Annotated in this window: 24 protein-coding genes; 16 read left to right on the top strand and 8 right to left on the bottom strand. The window is 36.5% G+C overall.

Annotated elements, in window-relative coordinates; genetic code table 11:
* Positions 1–22 precede the first annotated feature (22 nt).
* Both MHH66_RS06270 and MHH66_RS06275 read left to right on the top strand, forming a co-directional pair.
* Positions 23–517 carry a GNAT family N-acetyltransferase gene (locus tag MHH66_RS06270; RefSeq protein ID WP_078184396.1) on the top strand — a complete coding sequence of 165 codons (495 nt, stop codon included), beginning with the start codon at positions 23–25 and terminating at the stop codon, positions 515–517.
* Positions 518–765: 248 nt separating this feature from the next.
* The gene (locus MHH66_RS06275; protein ID WP_063218944.1) at positions 766–1,692 is read left to right on the top strand and encodes a LacI family DNA-binding transcriptional regulator; all 927 of its coding nucleotides are present in this window, start codon (positions 766–768) and stop codon (positions 1,690–1,692) included.
* Between the two features lie 25 nt (positions 1,693–1,717).
* On the opposite strand, the gene MHH66_RS06280 is transcribed toward MHH66_RS06275, so the two are convergent.
* Together MHH66_RS06280 and MHH66_RS06285 are read right to left on the bottom strand one after the other, a co-directional pair.
* A complete protein-coding gene (locus tag MHH66_RS06280) occupies positions 1,718–3,037 on the bottom strand; it encodes a Na+/H+ antiporter family protein (protein ID WP_002138221.1) in 1,320 nt (439 codons plus the stop codon).
* A gap of 119 nt (positions 3,038–3,156) precedes the next feature.
* Positions 3,157–4,155 (bottom strand): alpha/beta fold hydrolase, encoded by a 999-nt coding sequence (locus MHH66_RS06285; protein WP_002138220.1) that lies wholly within the window; start codon positions 4,153–4,155, stop codon positions 3,157–3,159.
* Between the two features lie 131 nt (positions 4,156–4,286).
* Between MHH66_RS06285 and MHH66_RS06290 the strand changes: the two genes are divergently transcribed.
* Entirely contained in the window at positions 4,287–4,763 is a 477-nt protein-coding gene (locus MHH66_RS06290) for a ribbon-helix-helix domain-containing protein (RefSeq protein WP_002014948.1), read from the top strand.
* Positions 4,764–4,812: 49 nt separating this feature from the next.
* Here MHH66_RS06290 and MHH66_RS06295 read toward each other — a convergent pair whose 3' ends face one another.
* Positions 4,813–5,124 carry a ferritin-like domain-containing protein gene (locus MHH66_RS06295; protein ID WP_063218945.1) on the bottom strand — a complete coding sequence of 104 codons (312 nt, stop codon included), beginning with the start codon at positions 5,122–5,124 and terminating at the stop codon, positions 4,813–4,815.
* Positions 5,125–5,293: 169 nt separating this feature from the next.
* Positions 5,294–6,883, bottom strand: coding sequence for a bifunctional metallophosphatase/5'-nucleotidase (locus MHH66_RS06300; RefSeq protein ID WP_078184395.1), 1,590 nt, complete (start codon positions 6,881–6,883; stop codon positions 5,294–5,296).
* 201 nt (positions 6,884–7,084) lie between these two features.
* Between MHH66_RS06300 and MHH66_RS06305 the strand changes: the two genes are divergently transcribed.
* From MHH66_RS06305 to MHH66_RS06315, 3 genes are all read left to right on the top strand, one after another.
* Positions 7,085–7,348 carry a YqkE family protein gene (locus MHH66_RS06305; protein ID WP_002014945.1) on the top strand — a complete coding sequence of 88 codons (264 nt, stop codon included), beginning with the start codon at positions 7,085–7,087 and terminating at the stop codon, positions 7,346–7,348.
* Between the two features lie 68 nt (positions 7,349–7,416).
* Positions 7,417–7,941, top strand: coding sequence for a GrpB family protein (locus tag MHH66_RS06310; RefSeq protein ID WP_061674474.1), 525 nt, complete (start codon positions 7,417–7,419; stop codon positions 7,939–7,941).
* A gap of 130 nt (positions 7,942–8,071) precedes the next feature.
* The gene (locus MHH66_RS06315) at positions 8,072–8,899 is read left to right on the top strand and encodes an aldo/keto reductase (protein WP_063218947.1); all 828 of its coding nucleotides are present in this window, start codon (positions 8,072–8,074) and stop codon (positions 8,897–8,899) included.
* 57 nt (positions 8,900–8,956) lie between these two features.
* On the opposite strand, the gene MHH66_RS06320 is transcribed toward MHH66_RS06315, so the two are convergent.
* Together MHH66_RS06320 and mciZ are read right to left on the bottom strand one after the other, a co-directional pair.
* A complete protein-coding gene (locus MHH66_RS06320; RefSeq protein WP_078184394.1) occupies positions 8,957–9,871 on the bottom strand; it encodes an aldo/keto reductase in 915 nt (304 codons plus the stop codon).
* 53 nt (positions 9,872–9,924) lie between these two features.
* Positions 9,925–10,053 carry a Z-ring formation inhibitor MciZ gene (gene mciZ / locus MHH66_RS06325; protein ID WP_000870295.1) on the bottom strand — a complete coding sequence of 43 codons (129 nt, stop codon included), beginning with the start codon at positions 10,051–10,053 and terminating at the stop codon, positions 9,925–9,927.
* 74 nt (positions 10,054–10,127) lie between these two features.
* Here mciZ and MHH66_RS06330 point away from each other — a divergent pair, with 74 nt between their 5' ends.
* A complete protein-coding gene (locus tag MHH66_RS06330; RefSeq protein ID WP_002014941.1) occupies positions 10,128–10,667 on the top strand; it encodes an NUDIX domain-containing protein in 540 nt (179 codons plus the stop codon).
* A 23-nt stretch (positions 10,668–10,690) separates the two neighbouring features.
* On the opposite strand, the gene MHH66_RS06335 is transcribed toward MHH66_RS06330, so the two are convergent.
* On the bottom strand, positions 10,691–11,242 hold the full coding sequence (locus tag MHH66_RS06335) for a GNAT family N-acetyltransferase (protein ID WP_002033881.1): 552 nt from the start codon (positions 11,240–11,242) through the stop codon (positions 10,691–10,693).
* 126 nt (positions 11,243–11,368) lie between these two features.
* Between MHH66_RS06335 and spoIIM the strand changes: the two genes are divergently transcribed.
* The 9 genes from spoIIM to corA all read left to right on the top strand — a co-directional run bounded on the left by spoIIM (position 11,369) and on the right by corA (position 19,563).
* Positions 11,369–12,016, top strand: coding sequence for a stage II sporulation protein M (gene spoIIM, locus MHH66_RS06340; RefSeq protein WP_002014939.1), 648 nt, complete (start codon positions 11,369–11,371; stop codon positions 12,014–12,016).
* A 106-nt stretch (positions 12,017–12,122) separates the two neighbouring features.
* Positions 12,123–12,578, top strand: a complete 456-nt coding sequence (gene fur, locus MHH66_RS06345; RefSeq protein WP_000392654.1) for a ferric iron uptake transcriptional regulator — start codon at positions 12,123–12,125, stop codon at positions 12,576–12,578.
* Between the two features lie 103 nt (positions 12,579–12,681).
* Positions 12,682–12,912, top strand: a complete 231-nt coding sequence (locus MHH66_RS06350; protein WP_002088473.1) for a YqzK family protein — start codon at positions 12,682–12,684, stop codon at positions 12,910–12,912.
* Positions 12,913–12,918: 6 nt separating this feature from the next.
* A complete protein-coding gene (gene xerD, locus MHH66_RS06355; RefSeq protein WP_002067028.1) occupies positions 12,919–13,809 on the top strand; it encodes a site-specific tyrosine recombinase XerD in 891 nt (296 codons plus the stop codon).
* Positions 13,810–13,955: 146 nt separating this feature from the next.
* Positions 13,956–14,696, top strand: coding sequence for a FixH family protein (locus tag MHH66_RS06360; protein ID WP_002138213.1), 741 nt, complete (start codon positions 13,956–13,958; stop codon positions 14,694–14,696).
* A gap of 364 nt (positions 14,697–15,060) precedes the next feature.
* Complete coding sequence (gene deoB / locus MHH66_RS06365) at positions 15,061–16,245, top strand: phosphopentomutase (protein WP_002014935.1); 1,185 nt, start codon at positions 15,061–15,063, stop codon at positions 16,243–16,245.
* A 12-nt stretch (positions 16,246–16,257) separates the two neighbouring features.
* Positions 16,258–17,079, top strand: a complete 822-nt coding sequence (locus MHH66_RS06370) for a purine-nucleoside phosphorylase (protein WP_001078443.1) — start codon at positions 16,258–16,260, stop codon at positions 17,077–17,079.
* A gap of 7 nt (positions 17,080–17,086) precedes the next feature.
* Positions 17,087–18,391, top strand: coding sequence for a pyrimidine-nucleoside phosphorylase (locus MHH66_RS06375; protein ID WP_002067030.1), 1,305 nt, complete (start codon positions 17,087–17,089; stop codon positions 18,389–18,391).
* Positions 18,392–18,600: 209 nt separating this feature from the next.
* On the top strand, positions 18,601–19,563 hold the full coding sequence (corA, locus tag MHH66_RS06380) for a magnesium/cobalt transporter CorA (RefSeq protein ID WP_002067031.1): 963 nt from the start codon (positions 18,601–18,603) through the stop codon (positions 19,561–19,563).
* 33 nt (positions 19,564–19,596) lie between these two features.
* Here corA and MHH66_RS06385 read toward each other — a convergent pair whose 3' ends face one another.
* Positions 19,597–20,886 (bottom strand): NCS2 family permease, encoded by a 1,290-nt coding sequence (locus MHH66_RS06385; RefSeq protein ID WP_063218949.1) that lies wholly within the window; start codon positions 20,884–20,886, stop codon positions 19,597–19,599.
* Positions 20,887–20,950 lie beyond the last annotated feature (64 nt).

Genomic DNA, 20,950 nt, shown 5'->3' on the forward strand with positions numbered 1-20,950 from the left:
GTGAAAAGGGGAGAAATCGTGTATGGTTCATATACAAAAAATCACACCAGAAATGAAAGAAGTAATTCAGGATTTTATGTGTGAAAATTGGGGAAGCTCAATGATGGTCTCGCGAGGCAGAGTACATCAATTAGAAGAATTACCTGGTTTTATTGTACTTAGAAATAACAGAATAGTGGGAATTATAACATATAAAGTGATAGAAAACATGTGTGAAATTGTATCGTTAAATAGTTTTGAGGAAGGGAAGGGGATTGGTACAAAACTGGTGGATTGTGTGTTGCAAGTGGCAAAAGAGAACGAATGTAAAAAAGTGTGGCTTATTACGACGAATGATAATATGAACGCACTTCGTTTTTATCAAAAACGTAACTTCATGATGACGAACTTGTATATTGATGCGGTAAAGGAAGCACGAAAAATAAAGAAAGAAATTCCATTTATTGGTTATGGTAATATCGCGATTTCACATGAAATTCAGCTGGAGTATATTTTCTCCCGCATTAACGGGCAGTAAAACTCCCACCTCAAAATTCAGTTGGAGCAAAGAAGTTAGGTGGGAGATCCACTGCCCGTAAACGCCCGATTGGTTCAACTAATAATCAGTGGGGGATGAACAAAACCCCCACTGATTAAAGTTTCACTTTATGAGTAGAGTGGGAATTGTGTAACAATTTTCAGAAATATAAAACAATAACCTTGACGAATGTTATATTTTGGTTTAGTTTAAAATTGTAATCTATTACCATATTAAGGGGTGACGATGTGGCAACTATACGTGATGTTGCAAAATTGGCCGGTGTTTCAGTCGCAACCGTTTCAAGAGTCATTAACGAAAAAGGATATGTCCATGAAGATACGGTGAAACAAGTAAAAAAAGCAATTGAAGAATTACATTATAGACCGAATGCTACAGCAAAGCCTTTATTTAAACAGCCTTCAATGGTGATTGCATTACTTGTAGATAATTTGCATAATCCATCATACATCACTTTGCTCCGTTTCGTTGAGGAAATAGCATACAAAGAAGGGTATCAAGTAATAGTTTGTAATATAGAAAATAAGAATAGATACATAGATATGTTGGAGCAAAATAACATTGCAGGCGTTATAATGACGAAATCTGTTTTTCGAAGTATAGGAGACATCTCACTTCCTTTCGCTGTGCTTGAAGAACGACAATCTCTTATGAGCTATTATGAAAGTGGACAGAAAGCTGTTTCTTTATTAAAAGAGAAAGGCTGCCAGTTTCTTGCTTATATCGGTGAGGGAGTAGAGAGTGAAGAAATGGAAGAGCATGTGGCAGGATTTCTAGATACTGCTTGGAAAGAAGGACTTTCTTATCGAGAGGAAATTGTACAAGGGTATACGAATCAACAGTTTCTTGAATTGTTACAAAAGCATCCATACATAGATGGGGTTGTAGCTTCAAGTGATAAGGTCGCTATTGAGCTAATCAGGGCGGCGAAAACTCTTAATATTCATATACCAGGTAAGTTACAAATCATTGGATTTAACGGGAGTGTAGAGGGTGAATGGATAAGTCCATCATTAACGACGATTGGAAGTTATATCGAAGAAAATGGGGAAATAGCTTTTCAACAGTTAATAGGAAAAATAAAGAAGAAACAAGTGCGACAAGAAGAAGTGGAAACAGAATTTAGGTGCATTGAGAGAGAAACAACAAAGTAAAAGGTGCGTTTTTAAAACGCACCTTTTATAGTGTAATTGCGGCAATAAAGCCGAATATAAGTAACGGTATATTATAGTGTAGAAATGTTGGGACACATGTATCCCATATATGATGGTGCTGACCATCAGCATTTAAACCAGACGTTGGTCCAAGTGTACTATCAGATGCTGGAGAACCTGCATCACCAAGTGCACCAGCTGTACCGATAATTGCGATTGTAGCCATGGGACTAAATCCGAGCTGGACGCATAACGGTACGAAAATTGTTGTTAAGATTGGGATGGTTGAAAAGGAAGAGCCAATTCCCATCGTAACGAGAAGTCCAATAATGAGCATAAGAAATGCAGCAAGCGGTTTATTATTTCCGATTATATGTGCACTCGTTTGCACAAGAGATTCAACATGTCCAGTTTTTCGAAGAACAGCGCCAAATCCAGCGGCAGAAATCATAACAAATCCGATAAAGGACATCATACGCATTCCACTCGTTAAAATAGCATCGGCTTCTTTAAGAGGGAGGCTACCGCTAACTGATAAGACGATAATACCTGCTAAAGCACCAAAAATCATTGATTCTGTTGCTAATTGCACAGTTAATGTAGCGAGTATTGATAATAAACCCAAAGTAATGCTTCTTTTCGTATAGGGAACGATTTCATTCTGTGCAGCATGAATTTGTTCTGTTTCATATGTACGTGGTTTTCTGTATGTAATGAAAACCGCTACACATAATCCGATAATCATACCGATTGCTGGAATAGTCATCGCTTTTGGAATAAGTGCGACATCAAATGTAAGACCGCTTTGCGCAGCATTTGTTTGCAATACGTCATGAAAAATTTTTCCGAACCCTGCTGGAACCCACATGTAAGGGGTAATTAACCCAAATGTAATAAGACATGTTACAAGCCTACGATCCACCCTCAGCTCATTTAATACTTTTAAAAGTGCTGGAATTAAGATTGGGATGAAAGCGATATGAACAGGGATAATATTTTGTGAGAAACAAGCCATTGTTAAAATGATAAATAATATAAGTATTTTAGAATAGACTTGTTTTTTCGTGTCTTGTTCGTTGCCGATCCATTTTAAAGCTGATTGGATCATTGCATCAGGAAGTCCTGTTTTTGAAAGGGAAATAGCAAATCCACCGAGCATTGCGTAGCTTAATGCGATAGGAGCACTGTTCCCAAGACCGGCTGTAAAAGTACTAATTGTTTCTGAAATACCGAGTCCGCCGATAAGGCCGCCTGTTAAAGCTCCAACGATAATGGCGACAATGACTTGGACACGTAACAAACTAAGCAGTAGCATGACTGCTACTGCGATGAGTACAGCGTTCATAATAAATGTAATCTCCCTAATTTTTATTCTGTTAAGGCAAGCAAGTGTTTGTAGTGACATATACTTGCGACATATCATTATAAAATGTTTTCTATGAAATGTAAAAGCGCCTTTTGTTATTAATGTTGAAAAGATAGTTCTTGTTTAATTGATTGTAAAGATTTAGCGAATAACTCAGGCTCTTCTAAATCTGGAGAATGTGCCGAGTTTGGAAACCAAATCATCTTTTTAATAGGAGCTTGAATGATATCGCAATATTGTTGAACGAGTGCATAAGGAGTTTGATAATCATAGCGACCAGAACAAAAATAAACAGGAACAGATAAACTTGAAATAGATGAAAAGAAATCGATTGTCAGCATCTCTTCCCATAAAACTCCGGATTTTAAATTTCCTGCGAGAAATTTGAACCAATCTAATAGCGTATATTCAGGAGAAAAGAAGCCTTTTCGTATGAAAGAAAAGGAAGATCCATTTTGGATTGCTCCTCCGAATGTACCAAGCCACTTTCTTTGAATAATGAGGCGTCTCGTATCTAAAAAGGGTGGTTTCCCTAATTTTAAAAGAGAAGCTAATGCCTTTTTATGGTCATGCTTTTTGGCAGAGCTAATTAAATGTTGATATAGTAATTCTTCATTTTGCTTCATATGTACGATTTGACCGATGCCGATGTATGCTTCTATATATTCGGGACATTGATTAGCGATTTGTAGTCCGATAATACTTCCCCAAGAATGACCAGCGAGAAATAGTTTTTGCTTATTAAAGCGTTTGAGAAGATATTGAATAACCTTTTTTGCATCTGAAAAAAATTGATCAATCGTAAGATTTGTTTGGATGTCCCGCCATAAAAAGGATTTACCTGCCCCTCGCTGATCCCAATTAATAACGATAAAGTGCTTTTCTAACTCTTTTTGAAAATGGCGAATAAAGCCGATTTGTGCCATACCAGGACCGCCGTGACAGCATAATAAAATAGGCTGATCCACGTTTTGGCCGCGTATAAGGAGAGATTGTTTCCGGTCATTAATCATAACGCTTTCTATCGTAGCGATACTGTTAGGGATTAGTTGCTTCTTTTCGTTGTAAAACCGAGGGGTATGGCTACGAAAAAGCATATGTAAACCTCCTTTTCTTAAATGGTATGAATCGCACAGGCTCTTTCTTTTGCATATACTACTAGAAAATCATTGTATCATAACATACTGGTTTGATTTCAAGTTTAGGCGATTAAGAGAGGAGGGAGAATGTGACGATTGGAGAAATTATTGATTCTTTAAATAGACGCGAATCAATCGCTATTATAGCGAAACGGCTTGAAATGAGCCCATATACATTATCAAAGAAATTAAGGGTGATTGGATATGAATATGATGGAGAGCAGAAAAAACGTATCTTTATAGGTGATGGTGAAGAGCCACGTCATTTGCAAATACAAGAAGCTACTGCCCTTCAATATGCAAAAACAGACTATCAATTACTAATTTATGAACAATTACAAAGCATTTATGAATTGCTAAGAAAAAGAGAAGAAGTAAGTGTTCAAATTATAAGTAAGAGCACAGAGAAAAAGAAACGAACCTTTTCGATTAATATAGAAGTATTAGCAAGACTAGATGTTATATCGGAATCAAAAGGGATTCAAAAGTCTAAAATTGTAGAAGAAGCACTACAGGAGTTTTTGCAACGGTATGATGTTAATCATGAAACGTATCCAGAGAAATAAAAGAAAGGATACTATGTTCCATATAAGAGCGTGTATCCTTTCTTTTATTTCATTTTTTGTTTTGTTTCGAAAAGTAATATAGGAACCAAACGGCATGATTTTGTTCATCAGCTGCTGCGCGCTGAAATGTTTCTTTCACTTGTTGATTTGTCGTTTCGTCAGCAATTTCTAAGTAAAAATCAACTGTTCGTTGCTCATCTTGCCGAATTTCAAGGATTTGAGTTCGTTCATTTATGTCTGGAGCTAAAGTAGCTAATCTAGCATAAAAATGAATGGCGCTATATTCTCCATTAATTGCTTTCTCAATACTACGAATGTGTTTGTCGATACAATGTATCGTCATTGTTTGATAGAAATACATACAAATCTTCCCATTATAGTTTTCTATATACTACGAAGAAACAAGGGGCTATGTGCGTATCCTTTACTGCACTAGAAGAATGACAATACGTATGACTCTAAAAGAAGAAGCTCCTTGCATATAAAAGGAGCTTCTTCTTTCGAGTGTCACGCACTAGTTTAAATAGTATTTAATTGTTTTTTTGAATACGTCCATCAATAATCGGCTGAATTGGTTCTTTCACTTGTTTTACATAATCGACTAATGCTTCAAAATCGTTTGGACCAGTTTCAGCATTTTTTCCATTTTTAAAGGATACGAATCCATCACCGCCAGAAGCTAGGAAAGCATTTGCAACTACGCTATACGTTTTAGAGGGAACTAATTCTTCACCATTTGCTAAACGGATATTCGTAACCTTTTCGTTATTTGGTTTATTTGCATCCCAAGTGTATTGAATACCTGAAATTTGAAGCATTCTCGTTGCTCCTTTTTGCCATTGTTGATTTAATATATCACGAATATCTTGACCTGTTAGATCTACTTTAATTAATTGGTTTCCGAAAGGCTGAATGCCGTATAATTCGCCCCATGTAATATCTCCAGCGTCTAGATCATTACGAATTCCACCAGGATTCATAAGAGCGATTTGTGTTTGCATAGTTTGGCGCTGGGCATCCGCAACTAAATTTCCAAGTGTAGATTCACCAGCATCGTTTTGTTTACGGTCGATAGGTGCTGTAGATTTTCCGACAACTTCATTTACAAGCGGTGCAATTTTTTCTTTATATTGATCTAACTTTTGTTTTACTTGTTTATCAGGCTCTACACCTTCATGGTACGTTGTAATAACTTCAGCTTTTTTCTTCACAATATCTTTTGTTTTTCTATCAATCGTTACATCTACATCAGAGAAAGCCATCCCGTAAGAGTTCGCTTGCACGATAAGTTTATTATTTACAGTACCATTTACGTACGTATGACTATGTCCGCCGAAAATAACATCAACTTCGGGATCTGTTTCATTTGCAATTCGAGTGAGGTCTCCATTTGTTACACCAGACTCATCAGTTGTTCCGCCGACATGTGCAAGGACTACGATAGATTTAACGCCGAGACGCTTTAATTGTTGTGTGGATTTATTAATAGCCTCTACTTCATCAGTGATTTCTACATTTTTAAGCATAGTAGGCATAACGACATTCGGTGTATCCGTTGTAACAACTCCAATGAACCCTACAGGAACTCCGTCAACCATTTTTACAGTGAATGGTGGTAAAAATAAGCGGCCAGTTGATTTATTATAGAAGTTTGCAGCGACATAAGGGAAGTTTGCTCCTTTGAAATTCCCTGTTTTTTCATGATATCCACCATAAATGAGACGTCGCATTTCATCAATGCCTTCATCAAATTCATGATTTCCAATTGTACCAACATCAAACTTTAAATCATTTAAAAATTCAATAGTTGGTTCGTCCTGTAATAAAGCAGAAACTGGTGGGCTAGCTCCGACGATATCTCCAGCATGTACGAGAAGTGTATTAGGGTTTTGTTTTTTGCGTTCTTTTAAATAAGTAGCTAAGTAATCAGCACCACCAGCTTCTTTATTGTTAATTTTTTTTACAGTATCTAGTTGACCATGTAAATCATTAATACCAAGCATTTGTACGTCTATGTATCGGTTTTGTTCGGCAGGAGTCTGAGATGGAGGAGCGGCGAATACGCTTGAAAAAGTAATAGTACTTAAAACAGCAACAGCAGGAATAATTTTTTTCCACATAATTAATTTCTCCTTTTTTTATAATCTGACATCATACGACATAATTTTAATAGATTACTAGGATTATATCCATATAAAAATTTAGTTTTTTCGAAAAATTAACATATTTACAAAAGATAAATAATAGAGTAGGGAACCTTTTTTATTGTCGATTTCGCCGTGTATCCTCTATAATGGAGAAAAAAGTAAAAGGTGAATAGTATGAAGAAAAAGAAGCAAAGACAAACACAAAGACACTCTCAAATGAATCAACCAGAGAAAGAATCACTTACACTAGGTGATCAATTGAACGATTCGTTAATGCAACAATTAAAGAATAAGAAAAAAGAGTTGCAAGTGAGAGAAGAGAAAAAAGAGGCAGCAGAACAAGAAAGAAAGCGTAAGGAACAAAAAGAACGTGAAAAGAATAAATCATTTGAAGAACTGTTAAGTGAAAGTAGCCTTACTTGGAAAGACTTTAAATAATAAAAAGATGGTCAGTGAAATGCCGCTGATCATTTTTTTGACGAGTTTGTAAGAAAAGGGGAGTTAGAATGAGGGAAATTGTAGTCGTTCCGTATGAAAATCATTGGAGTGAGAAATTCCAAATGGAAGCCGAAAGATTAAAATCGGCGATGCCAGAAATGGTGAAAGTCCATCATATTGGAAGTACGTCAGTGCCAGGACTGGCAGCTAAACCAATTATAGATATGATTATGGAAGTAGAGAGTATCGACAGAGTAGATCATTGGAATGAACGTTTTAAAGAGCTTGGTTACATCGTAAAAGGGGAAAATGGTATTTCAAGACGTCGTTATTTTATTCATGGGACTGAGGAAAAACGCTCGTATCACTTACACGTATTTGAAAAAGGAAATCCTGAGATAGTAAGGCATTTAGCATTTCGTGATTATATGATGGCTCATTGTGAAGAAGCAGAAGCGTATGCGACTTTAAAGAAAGAACTAGCTGAAAAATATACATATGATGGCACGTTGTATACAGAAGGAAAAAATGAATTTGTACGTAATGTTGATGAAAAAGCGAAAGAATGGAAAGGAAATAAAGTGAATGACTGAGTTCACTTTATTTTTTTAAATGTGTATAAAATTATTATGTAAACTGTACATATGTTTTGACTTTTTGGATGAATCTTGTTGAAATAAAGTGGTGGTTTATAAAAATGTAACAATGAAAGGGAGAACGAGTATGCATATTCCAACAACTACACTTCATAATGGCGTGAAAATGCCGATGATTGGTCTAGGCGTTTATAAAGCGAAAGAAGGCGACGAAGTTAAACAAGCAGTAAAAACAGCGTTAGAAGTTGGATACCGTTCGATTGATACAGCAACTGTATATGAAAATGAAAGCGGTGTCGGAGAAGCGGTTCGTGAATCTGGAATCCCGCGAGAAGACTTGTTTATTACAACAAAAGTTTGGAACGACGATCAAGGGTACGAGGAGACGCTCGAGGCGTTTGAAAAAAGTTTAAAGAAATTACAAATGGAGTATGTAGATTTATATTTAATCCATTGGCCGATAAGAGGGAAGTATGTTGATACGTACCGTGCTTTAGAAAAGCTATATGAAGAAGGTAAAGTGCGCGCGATTGGTGTTTCTAATTTTCATAAACATCACTTAGAACTGTTATTACCAAATTGCAAAGTGAAGCCGATGGTAAACCAAGTGGAACTTCATCCGATGTTAGCGCAATTTGAATTGCGTGATTTCTGTCAAGGTGAGCAAATTCAGATGGAAGCGTGGAGTCCTTTAATGAGAGGCGGCGAAGTATTCCAGCATCCAATTATTCAGGCTATTTCTAAAAAATATGAAAAGTCACCTGCACAAGTTATATTAAGGTGGGATATTCAAAGTGGGATTGTGACTATTCCTAAATCTGTTAAGCCATCTCGTATTAAAGAGAACTTTACTATTTTTGATTTCTCATTAACTGAAGAAGAGATGGATCAAATTAATACGTTAAATCGTAATTTACATGTAGGAACGAATCCTGATAAATATGATACGTTATAAAAAAGACTGCCGCCTAGTGTTGGGGGGCAGTCTTTTGCTTTTATCGGTATCAATATTTTAGCGATGCAAAGCATATGAATCATACTTAACAATCTTTTGAAGTTGTACATATTCTTCTTTTGTTAAAGATAACTGTTGGCTAGCTTGTATATTTTCTTGCAATTGTTGAATAGAGCTTGCACCAGGTATAACAGCTGCAACAGTTTCGTTATGTAAGCAATATTGAATAGCTGTTCCTGTTAAAGAGCTTTCTTGGGTTATTTCTTTTACACTCGTGAGTGTCGAATATAACTCATCGTAAGAATAAGAGAGGTAATCTTTTTCTTTTACTCTTTCTATCTTTCTTGCATTATTGTTAGTTAAAATCCCTTTTGCAAGTGGTCCGCGAGCAATAACGCTAATTTGCTGTTCATTAAGAAGCGGGAACCATTCTTCAGGGCGACGATTTAAAAGGCTGTATTCCATTAATATGCTAACGATATTTGATCGTTTTGCATACTCACGAATGACATTTGGACGTATAGAAGAGATACCATAATGACGAATAATCCCTTCTTTCTTTAATTCTTCAAAGGCTTCAACTGTTTCATCTATAGGATCTTCAATCGTCCCGCCATGCAGTTGATATAAATCAATATAATCTGTTTGAAGTCTACGTAAACTCTCTTTTACTTCGGCCTTTATATAAGCTTTAGAAGGATCCCAAGACCAACCGTTTTTTTCTTCTGTCCATCGATTTCCAACCTTTGTTGTAAGAACAATTTGGTCACGTTTTCCTTTCAGAGCTTTTCCAACAAATTCTTCATTTAATCCATAATCGTATAAGTCCGCTGTATCAAAAAAATTAATTCCTAAATCGATTGCCTCATCGATAATACGCATAGCTTCAGCCTCAGATGCACCGAGAGACATACAGCCAAATCCAATTTCCGTAACATATAAATCTGAGTTTCCTAATTGACGTTTTTTCATAGGTCAACCTCCTTACCTTTATTGTACGAAAGGGGAAGGAGGTTGACAAACGTTTACTTTTTATTTGCTGTAATCCACTCTTGTACAGTTGTATACTCTTTGCCATATTGTTTTAGCTTATGACGAATTTGCCATGCTTTGCCGACTAAAGTGACGCGATTTGGTAAAATGTAAACTTTCATTTCTATCACGCTCCTTTCAATGTGGTAAAATGTATGAAGAACGATTAGGAAATAGAACAGGGAGATGAAGTAGTATGAGTAATCTTGCAGAAAGAACAGTAAAAACTGAACCGATTTTTGATGGTAGAGTTATAAAAGTTCGTGTTGATGATGTAGTATTACCAAATGGAGAAATGAGTAAACGTGAAATCGTAAATCACCCTGGGGCAGTTGCTATTATTGCTATTACTGATGAGGGGAAAATTGTACTCGTTGAGCAGTATCGTAAAGCTCTCGAAAAGGCAATTGTGGAAATTCCTGCTGGGAAGTTAGAACCTGGGGAAAAGCCAGAGGTAACAGCAGTTCGTGAATTAGAAGAAGAAACAGGATATGTATGTGAAAATATGGAGCTTATTACATCTTTCTATACATCACCTGGTTTTGCAGATGAGATTTTATATGTATATAAAGCGACAGGATTAAAACAAAAAGAAAATAAAGCAGCTTTAGATGAAGATGAATTTGTGGAATTAATGGAAGTGTCATTAGAAGAAGCGATTGATCTTATGAAAGACCTTCGCATACATGATGCTAAGACGATGTTTGCAGTACAATATTTACAATTACAAAAATAAACACTCGCCTAAGGCGAGTGTTTTTAGTTGATTTTTGCATATACACGTGCATCGCGTAAGCTGCCATCGGGTGCTAGGAAATCATTTTCCATTGTACCTTCTAAAATAAATTCTAGACGTTCTGCTAAGTTACATGCGTTTATATTTGTTGCATCAGTACGAATTTCAATTCTTCTAGCACCTAGTTTATCAAAGGCAAATTGAATCGCACCTTTAATGGCTTCTGTCATATAGCCATGCTTTGTATAAGCGCTATGTAGCCAAAAGTGAAGTGAAAACTTTGGAATATCCCAGTTTTCAGGCTTGAGCGTAATAGCTCCGATGAATGTACCAGATACTTTATCGTATAAGTGGAAATCAAGTGTTTCACGAAGTAAAAACTGTCCGTGAGCTTCGCGAACAATTTCTTCAGCACGTTCTTCTGTTTCAGCTGTAATTGGCATCCATGGTAATAAGTCTTCTAGCGAAGCTTGGATTGCTTCATATACTTCTGTGCCATCACCTGGAAACGGCTTACGTACTTGCAAGCGCTCAGTTTGAAATAATGTTGGAAAATCTAATAATAATGGTTTCAAGAGAAATCCCTCCTATTCTCTACTTTTTAGTTTAGCAAAGTGGAGCGGAATTTCAATGCTAATTCGTCATACTTTTTTTCTTTCTTTCATACATTTTTAGTAAGAGTGTGAACGGAGGGAAGGAAAATGTGGCGAAAAACGTGGCAAGACCGTGTAATGTCTCACATACAGGAAAATTCTTCACTATATATATTTAATGCGGTTTTATTACTGATGGGAGTAATATTTGGAGCGATTCTTGTGAATAGTTTACAAATAAACCAAAAGCAAGATTTATCATTTTATTTACAGCGTTTTTTTGGACAAGTTTCTAAAGGAGAATTTGCTGTCGCAGGCGAAATGTTTCGAGAAAGTTACTTTTCGCAATTAAAATATATCGGCTTTATTTGGATTTTGGGGATTTCAATTATTGGGTTGCCGCTCATTTTTATCTTACTATTTTTAAAAGGGGTAGTTGTTGGATTTACAGTAGGTTTTTTAGTAAGTCAGCACGGATGGAATGGACTATTATTAGCATTTGTATCTGTATTGCCACAAAATTTAATTATAATTCCTGTATTTCTCGTAATGACAACAATTGCTGCAAGCTTTTCCTTACGCATGATTAGGCATCAATTTATTCGGAAAATAACTGAGCCACTATTACCGTTATTAATTCGCTATACATGCTTTTTTCTCGTGATTGGAGCGGTATTAGCTATTGCTTCCAGTGTCGAAGTGTATGCATCACCAGTTTTAATGAAAGAAGTTGTGGAGGCTATTAACAAACAATAAATACTTTTTGAGAATAATTATCAATTTGTTTTTATTGTTTTTCTTTTGACAGGAGCCCTTCTTCTGATATAATGGTGTAAGAGTGGCGAGGAGGGAGTAGTACCGAATGGAAGAAAGAATTGAACGAATTAAGAAGCAATTACATGCAGCGAGCTATAAATTGACACCACAACGTGAAGCAACAGTTCGTGTGCTGCTAGAAAATGAAGAAGATCATTTAAGCGCAGAAGATGTATACCTCCTTGTAAAAGAAAAGTCGCCAGAGATCGGATTAGCAACCGTTTATCGAACTTTAGAGTTATTGTCTGAGTTGAAAGTTGTCGATAAAATTAACTTTGGAGACGGTGTTTCGCGTTATGACTTACGCCAAGAAGGTGCACAGCGTTTCCATCATCATTTAATCTGTACACAATGCGGTGCTGTACAAGAAATACAAGAAGATTTACTTGGTGAAGTGGAGAATAAAGTGGAACGAGACTGGAGCTTTAAGGTGAAAGATCATCGTTTAACATTCCATGGGATTTGTAAAAATTGTCAAGAAAATGAAACGGATGAAAAATAACCTTTTCCTATTTAAATAGGAAGAGGTTTTTTATTTGAATAAGGTATAAATTAGTGAAAGCTTGGCATATGTTGTAATAACTTATATTTTGGAGGAATTTACAATGCGCCGAGCTTTAAAATTAACTTTTGATGGGATGAAAGTATTTTTATTATTTACAAGTTGTACGATTTTGTTTTATTTCGCTATACTATGGATAAATGAAGAATATGAAAGTTACCATCGTTATGAAAAGCCAAAAGAAGAGACTGTAGAAAAAGTATCAGGGAATGAGGAGCCGGAAAAGGATGCTTTCGTAAATAGAATGATGTTTTTCTATGAAAATGGGGAGTAGTGTAGATTGGAAGATCAATTAAAAGATTTTATTCATTATATGATTGTTGAAAAAGGTTTAGCGAAAAATACAGTTGTATCTTATGAACGCGATTTAAAAAGCTATGTGAAGTATTTGCAAAATGTAGAACAAACGAAGACGTTTCATGAAGTGACACGCTTGCATATTGTTAACTTTTTGCAGCATTTAAAAGAAAACGGGAAATCTTCAAAAACATTGGCGCGTCATATTGCATCGATTCGTTCGTTTCATCAATTTTTACTTCGTGAACGAGCAGTGGAGCATGACCCATCGGTACATATTGAAACGCCACAAGGGGAACGGAAATTACCAAAAGTATTATCAATCGACGAAGTGGAAGCATTGCTTCAAACACCGAAAACGGCAAGTGCTTTTGGGATTCGTGATAAGGCAATGTTAGAGTTGTTGTATGCAACGGGACTTCGTGTTTCAGAATTAATTGCATTAAATTTAGAAGATGTGCACTTAACGATGGGATTTGTTCGCTGTATCGGGAAAGGGAACAAAGAAAGAATTATTCCACTAGGAAGCTTAGCGACAGAAGCGATTCAAAAGTATATTGAAAAAGGAAGAAGAGAATTGATGGGTAAAAAAGCAGTAGATGCGCTCTTTTTAAACCATCATGGTAATCGATTATCGAGACAGGGATTTTGGAAAATTTTAAAACGGCTAGCGAAAGAAGCGAATATTGCAAAAGAGCTTACACCGCATACGTTGCGTCACTCTTTTGCTACGCATCTATTAGAAAATGGGGCAGACTTACGTGCTGTACAGGAAATGCTTGGACATGCAGATATTTCGACGACACAAATTTATACGCACGTTTCAAAAACTAGATTAAAAGATGTATATAAACAGTTTCACCCGAGAGCATAGTCACTATGCTCTTTTTTCATAGATTAAGAAGAGTGAACCATTTCACAGAAACTTCACAAACATTTCGTACATTGTTTTCAGCAGAAGACTAGAATATTACAATGTATTTCCTCTATACTAAGGAAAGTATGAAGGAGGAAATGAAGATGAAAAAACTTATTATTACATTATTTATCGCGATGCTAGCATTGGCTGGCTGTAATACAAACAAAGAAGAACCGAAAAAAGGACAGAAACTTGAAGGTATAGACGTAGCGGTTCAAACGAATCCGAAAGAAATTAAACCTGGTGAAAAAACAGAAGTACAAGCACTTGTTACACAAGGAAAAGAAAGAGTAACGGATGCTGATGACGTAAAGTTTGAGATTTGGAAAGATGGCGACGAGAAACACGAGATGTTAGATGGTAAGCATAAAGGAAAAGGTGTTTATGCAGTAGAGAAAACATTTGAAACTGATGGAGTATATCATATTATTCCTCATACAAATGCACGTGATATACACGTTATGCCAGAACACAAAGTTGCTGTAGGGAATGCGAAAGTAGAAGATGCGAAAAAAGAAAGTGGTGATCATAGTGCAGGACACGGTGATCATAAAAGTGACACAATGATTCATCTTATGGCCGGTGACATAAAAGCAAATGCTGAATCAACAATGAAAGTCCATTTAAAACAAAAAGAAGAAGCGTTAACTGGTGCTGAAGTACAACTTGAGATTTGGAAAGACGGCGTTGAAAAACACGAATTTATTCCGGCGAAAGAAGGGAATAAAGGGGAGTATGAAAGTAAACATACTTTCAAAGAGAATGGTGCTTATAAAGTGAAAGTTCATGTAAGAAAAGGTGAACTACATGAACATAAAGAAGAAACAGTAGAAGTAAAATAAAAAGTAGCTCTTTAGAGCTGCTTTTTATTTTTATATTAGGAAATATGTTATAAAATGATTAGCACTTCTTTGCAGAATGGATTACAATAGAATGGTAAAGAAAATGAGAAATTCTACGAAAATGTATTAAAAAGAAAGCGTAAACATGGTATGATATCAATATCAGATGTCTGACATCTGACTTAGAAAAAACTAGAAATTTTTTTGATTCGTTTGAAAGTAAAACGAAAAAGTTAGAGACTGATTTAAAGCAGTACTGTTTGATAATGAGGACGAAAGATAATTCCCATTGATAACAGTTTCACTTTATAGCGTTTTGAACATACTACAAGAAGTAGAACTGAACATATAGGAGGTTGCAGTTATGAATAAATATAAACGTATTTTCCTAGTCGTAATGGACTCTGTGGGAATCGGTGAAGCACCAGATGCTGAGCAGTTTGGTGATTTAGGTTCTGATACAATTGGTCATATCGCTGAACATATGAATGGATTACACATGCCAAACATGGTGAAATTAGGCCTTGGTAATATTCGTGAAATGAAAGGAATCTCTAAAGTAGAGAAACCGCTTGGATATTATACAAAAATGCAAGAGAAATCTACAGGTAAAGATACAATGACAGGTCACTGGGAAATCATGGGCCTTTACATTGATACACCATTCCAAGTGTTTCCTGAAGGATTCCCGAAAGAATTACTTGATGAATTAGAAGAAAAGACAGGTCGTAAAATTATCGGTAATAAACCAGCTTCTGGAACTGAGGTACTTGTTGAGCTTGGTCAAGAACAAATGGAAACAGGTTCTTTAATTGTTTACACTTCTGCTGATAGTGTATTACAGATCGCAGCTCATGAAGAAGTAGTACCACTTGAAGAGCTATATAAAATTTGTAAAATCGCACGTGAATTAACATTAGATGAGAAGTACATGGTAGGGCGTGTTATTGCTCGTCCGTTCGTTGGAGAGCCAGGAAACTTCACACGTACACCAAATCGTCATGACTATGCGTTAAAACCATTTGGTCGCACAGTAATGAATGAACTTAAAGATAGCGATTATGATGTAATTGCTATTGGTAAAATTGCTGACATTTATGATGGAGAAGGTGTAACTGAATCACTTCGTACGAAATCAAATATGGATGGAATGGACAAGCTTGTAGATACATTAAATATGGACTTTACAGGTATTAGCTTCTTAAACTTAGTTGACTTTGATGCCTTATTTGGTCATCGTCGTGACCCACAAGGGTACGGAGAAGCATTGCAAGAATATGACGCACGTCTTCCAGAAGTATTCGAAAAACTAAAAGAAGATGATCTATTATTAATTACAGCAGACCATGGTAATGATCCAGTACATCCTGGTACTGATCATACACGTGAATATGTACCGTTATTAGCATATAGCCCAAGCATGAAAGAAGGCGGACAAGAGTTATCACTTCGTCAAACATTTGCTGATATTGGTGCAACTGTAGCAGAAAACTTTAATGTTAAAATGCCAGAACATGGAACAAGCTTCTTAAACGAGCTAAAGAAATAGGGGGATAAACAGATGAATCGTGAACTAATTACAAAATCAGCTTCATACTTAAAAGAGAAATTTCAAGAGACACCACAAGTAGGACTAATCCTTGGATCTGGACTAGGTGTATTAGCAGATGAAATCGAGAACGCAGTAACAGTACCATACAGTGAAATCCCTGAATTCCCAGTTTCAACTGTAGAAGGACATGCAGGTCAACTTGTATTCGGTACACTTCAAGGTGTAACAGTAGTAGCAATGCAAGGACGTTTCCATTTCTATGAAGGATACGATATGCAAAAAGTAACATTCCCAGTTCGTGTTATGAAAGAATTAGGTGTAGAAACAGTTGTTGTAACGAACGCAGCTGGTGGTGTAAATACATCATTTGAACCAGGCGATCTTATGTTAATTTCAGACCATATTAACTTCATGGGTACGAACCCATTAATCGGACCAAATGATTCTGAAATGGGTGTACGTTTCCCTGATATGTCTACATCATATACGCCAGAACTTCGCGAAATGGCGAAACAAGTTGCAGCAGATTTAAATATTAAAGTACAAGAAGGTGTATATGTTGGAATGACAGGTCCTGTATATGAAACACCTGCTGAAATTCGTATGCTTCGTACACTTGGCGGAGATGCAGTTGGTATGTCAACAGTACCGGAAGTAATTGTAGCTCGTCATGCAGGTATGAAAGTACTAGGTATTTCTTGTATTTCAAATATGGCAGCTGGTATTTTAGATCAACCACTTCACCACGATGAAGTAATTGAAACGACAGAACGTGTTAAAGCTAATTTCTTAGCATTAGTAAAAGCAATTGTAAAACAAATGAAGGGGTGACTTCACAATGAGAATGGTGGACCTAATTGCAAAAAAACGTGATGGACATGCATTAACGACAGAAGAAATTAACTTTATCGTTGAAGGATATACAAATGGTAGTATTCCAGATTATCAAATGAGTTCACTTGCAATGGCAATTTTCTTCCAAGATATGAATGATCAAGAACGTGCAGATTTAACGATGGCAATGGTAAATAGCGGTGATACAATTGACTTATCAGCCATTGAAGGGGTAAAAGTAGATAAGCATTCAACGGGTGGAGTTGGTGATACAACGACACTTGTATTAGGTCCATTAGTAGCTGCTTTAGGTGTACCAGTTGCGAAAATGTCTGGACGAGGTCTAGGACATACGGGTGGTACAATTGATAAATTAGAAGCAGTACCAGGATTCCATGTGGAAATTGAAAATGATGAATTCATGCGTCTTGTAAATGAAAATAAAATCGCTGTTATTGGTCAAAGTGGAAACTTAACACCTGCTGATAAAAAGTTATATGCGCTTCGTGATGTAACTGCAACAGTAAATTCAATTCCTCTTATTGCTAGCTCAATTATGAGTAAGAAAATTGCTGCTGGTGCAGATGCAATTGTTCTTGATGTAAAAACTGGAGCAGGCGCGTTTATGAAAACGGATGAAGATGCAAAGCGTTTAGCAGAAGCAATGGTACGCATTGGTAATAACGTTGGTCGTAATACGATGGCGGTTATTTCTGATATGAGTCAGCCGCTTGGTGAAGCAATCGGTAATGCATTAGAAGTACAAGAAGCAATTGATACATTACAAGGTAAGGGACCGAAAGATTTAGAAGAGTTATGTTTAACACTTGGAAGTCAGATGGTGTACCTTGCTGGACAAGCTTCATCTTTAGAAGATGCACGTGAAAAGTTAATTGAAGTAATGAACAATGGTAAAGCGCTAGAATCATTTAAAACGTTCTTATCAGCACAAGGCGGCGATGCATCTGTTGTTGATGATCCTTCTAAATTGCCACAAGCACAATTTAAAATTGAAGTGGAAGCGAAAGAAGACGGTTACGTATCGGAAATCGTTGCAGATGAAATCGGAACAGCAGCAATGCTTTTAGGAGCAGGGCGTGCAACGAAAGAGTCTGAAATTGATTTAGCAGTTGGTCTAATGCTTCGCAAAAAAGTAGGCGATAGCGTGAAAAAAGGTGACTCTCTTGTTACAATTTACGCAAACCGCGAAAATGTTGAAGACGTAAAAGCGAAAATTTATGAGAACATGAAAATCGCTAAAGATCACGTAGATGCACCAACTTTAGTACACGGTATTGTAACGAAGTAATAAAGTGAAACTTTAATCAGTGGGGGCTTTATCCCCACTGATTATTAGCCTTCACCAATCGGGCATTTACGGGCAGCCCGACCCAGACCTAACTTCTTTGCTTTCGCTGAATTTTGAGGTAGGGGTCTTACTGCCCGCAAATAGCGGGATAAAAAAAGCTGAGGAGATTTCTCCTTGGCTTTTTTTACTATTTTTTGTTTATAATAGTAATGGGTGAAATTATGATTAGAATTTGTGCAATAACGAAAAAAAATGAAGTTTTATATGATGTTTCGCTAGAAGAAACGAAAAAAGAGAACATCATATGGTATTGGCTTGATTTATATAAGCCAACGAAAGAGGAGTATACATATATTTTACAAGATCACTTCAAGTTCCATCCCCTTGCAATTGAAGATTGTGTAGAGTATGTACAGAGACCAAAGGTAGATTTTTATGATGGATATAACTTTTTAGTTCTTCATGCATTCGGAGAAGACGGATTAGAACCGCATGAAATCGATTTATTTATTAGTGATCGATATATAGTCTCTTTCCATTTCTCTCATAACAATGCGATTGAAAGAGTATGGAAAACGCTCGGTGAAAAGAAACGTATTAAGAAGAGCCCTTTGCATGTAGCACATACAATTATTGACCAAATTGTAGATGATTATTTCGCACCTGTTTATTACATTGAAGACCATTTAAATGCAATTGATGATAATTTAACGGGTGAGACAGCAGGAAGTGTGCTAGAAGAAGTATTTGATATTCGTGCAGATTTATCTAAGCTAAGGCGTACGATTATTCCGATGCGTGATTTATTGTATCGTATATTAAATTCAACACGTTTTTACGGTATAAGCGATCATGAAATTTATTTTAAAGATATACATGATCATTTGCTTAAACTGACAGAGATGATTGAAGCGAGCCGTGAATTAACAGCAGATATTCGAGATAGTTACTTTTCGTTGAATTCCCACCATATGAACAATATTATGAAAACATTAACTGTTTTCTCAACTATTTTCATGCCGTTAACATTTATTGCAGGGGTATACGGCATGAACTTTGCACATATGCCAGAGCTTGGCGGGAAGTATAGTTATTTTATTTGCTTAATTTTAATGGCATTAATTGGCGGCGGAATGATGGCTTGGTTTTATAAAAAAGGTTGGTTTAAGTAAAAAAACACCGAGGATTTCCTCGGTGTTTTTTTCTTAGCCAATAGCGTGTAATACGAACATGGCTAAGAATAAGCATGTAATAATATACATGGACGGTGCGACTTCTTTACGCTTTCCAAGTGCAACTTTCAAGATAGGATAAGCAATAAATCCGAACGCAATGCCATCAGCAATACTATATGTGAGCGGGATCATAACGATAATTAAAAACGCTGGAAATCCTTCTGAAAAGTCGTTCAGAGGAATTTGTTGAATGCTTGTAATCATCAGCCCGCCAATAATAATTAAGATTGGTGCAATGGCACTGTCAGGAATTATTTTGACAAACGGAAGCGCAAACAGTGATGCGAAGAATAACAACCCTGTAACGATAGACGTCAGACCTGTCTTTCCGCCTGCAGTAATACCTGCGGCACTCTCTACTGTTGAAACGGTAGGGCTTGTGCCAAATAGACCACATGTCATTGCTGAAATTGCATTTGCTTGGTAAGCACGTGGGAATTTACGATCATCTTCTAATAAACCATGTAAAAGTCCCATGTTCTCAAAAATAAGCACCATGCTTAAGGAGAATGTTGCAATCCAAAATGGCAAGGAAGAAAGTTTCCCAAATGACATAGCTCCAAACACATCGCCATAATTAGCGAATGAAAACGAACTATTTCCCATTTGACTCGTATCAACAAGACCAAACAGCCATGCAATACCAGTTCCAATTGCAATCGTCCATAAAAAGCTTCCACGTACGTTACGCGCAAATAGTACAAGTGCGACAATAAGAGTAAGTAGTGTGGCAAGAACGACAGGACTACTTAATTTTCCCATTGCAACAGCAGTATTAGGATGCGAAACGACTAAACCACCTTTTTGCAAGCCGATGAAAGCTAAAAACAACCCGATACCGACAGTGATCGCTTCCTTTAATGACTTTGGAATCGATACCGAAAGCACGCGAGCAATCGGTGTAAAAGCAGCAATTGCAAAAATAATACCGGCGATAAAAACAGCTGCCAATGCTTCTTGCCAAGTTAAACCGAGCGTATGCACAGCAGTGTACGTGAAGAATGCATTTACACCCATACCAGGGACAAGAATAGCAGGTGCATTTGCCCAAAATGCCATGAGTAGACATCCGACAAATGAACTTAAAACAGTTGCCAAAATTCCTGCCTCAAGAGGAATGCCGGCATCTGATAAGATTGACGCATTTACAATCATAATATAAACAATTGTGAAAAATGACGTGACTCCAGCTAAAACTTCTTGTTTTGGTGATGTTTGGTGTAAGTCTAATTTAAATGTTCTTTCAAGTATTCCTTTCATGTTAAACCTTCTTTTTCATATCCCTCTCCCACCCGTGATATCTCTTATGTAAGAGCTCACCGTC

The organism is Bacillus sp. FSL H8-0492, from assembly GCF_038006145.1.
GTDB classification, from domain to species: Bacteria; Bacillota; Bacilli; order Bacillales; family Bacillaceae_G; genus Bacillus_A; species Bacillus_A mycoides.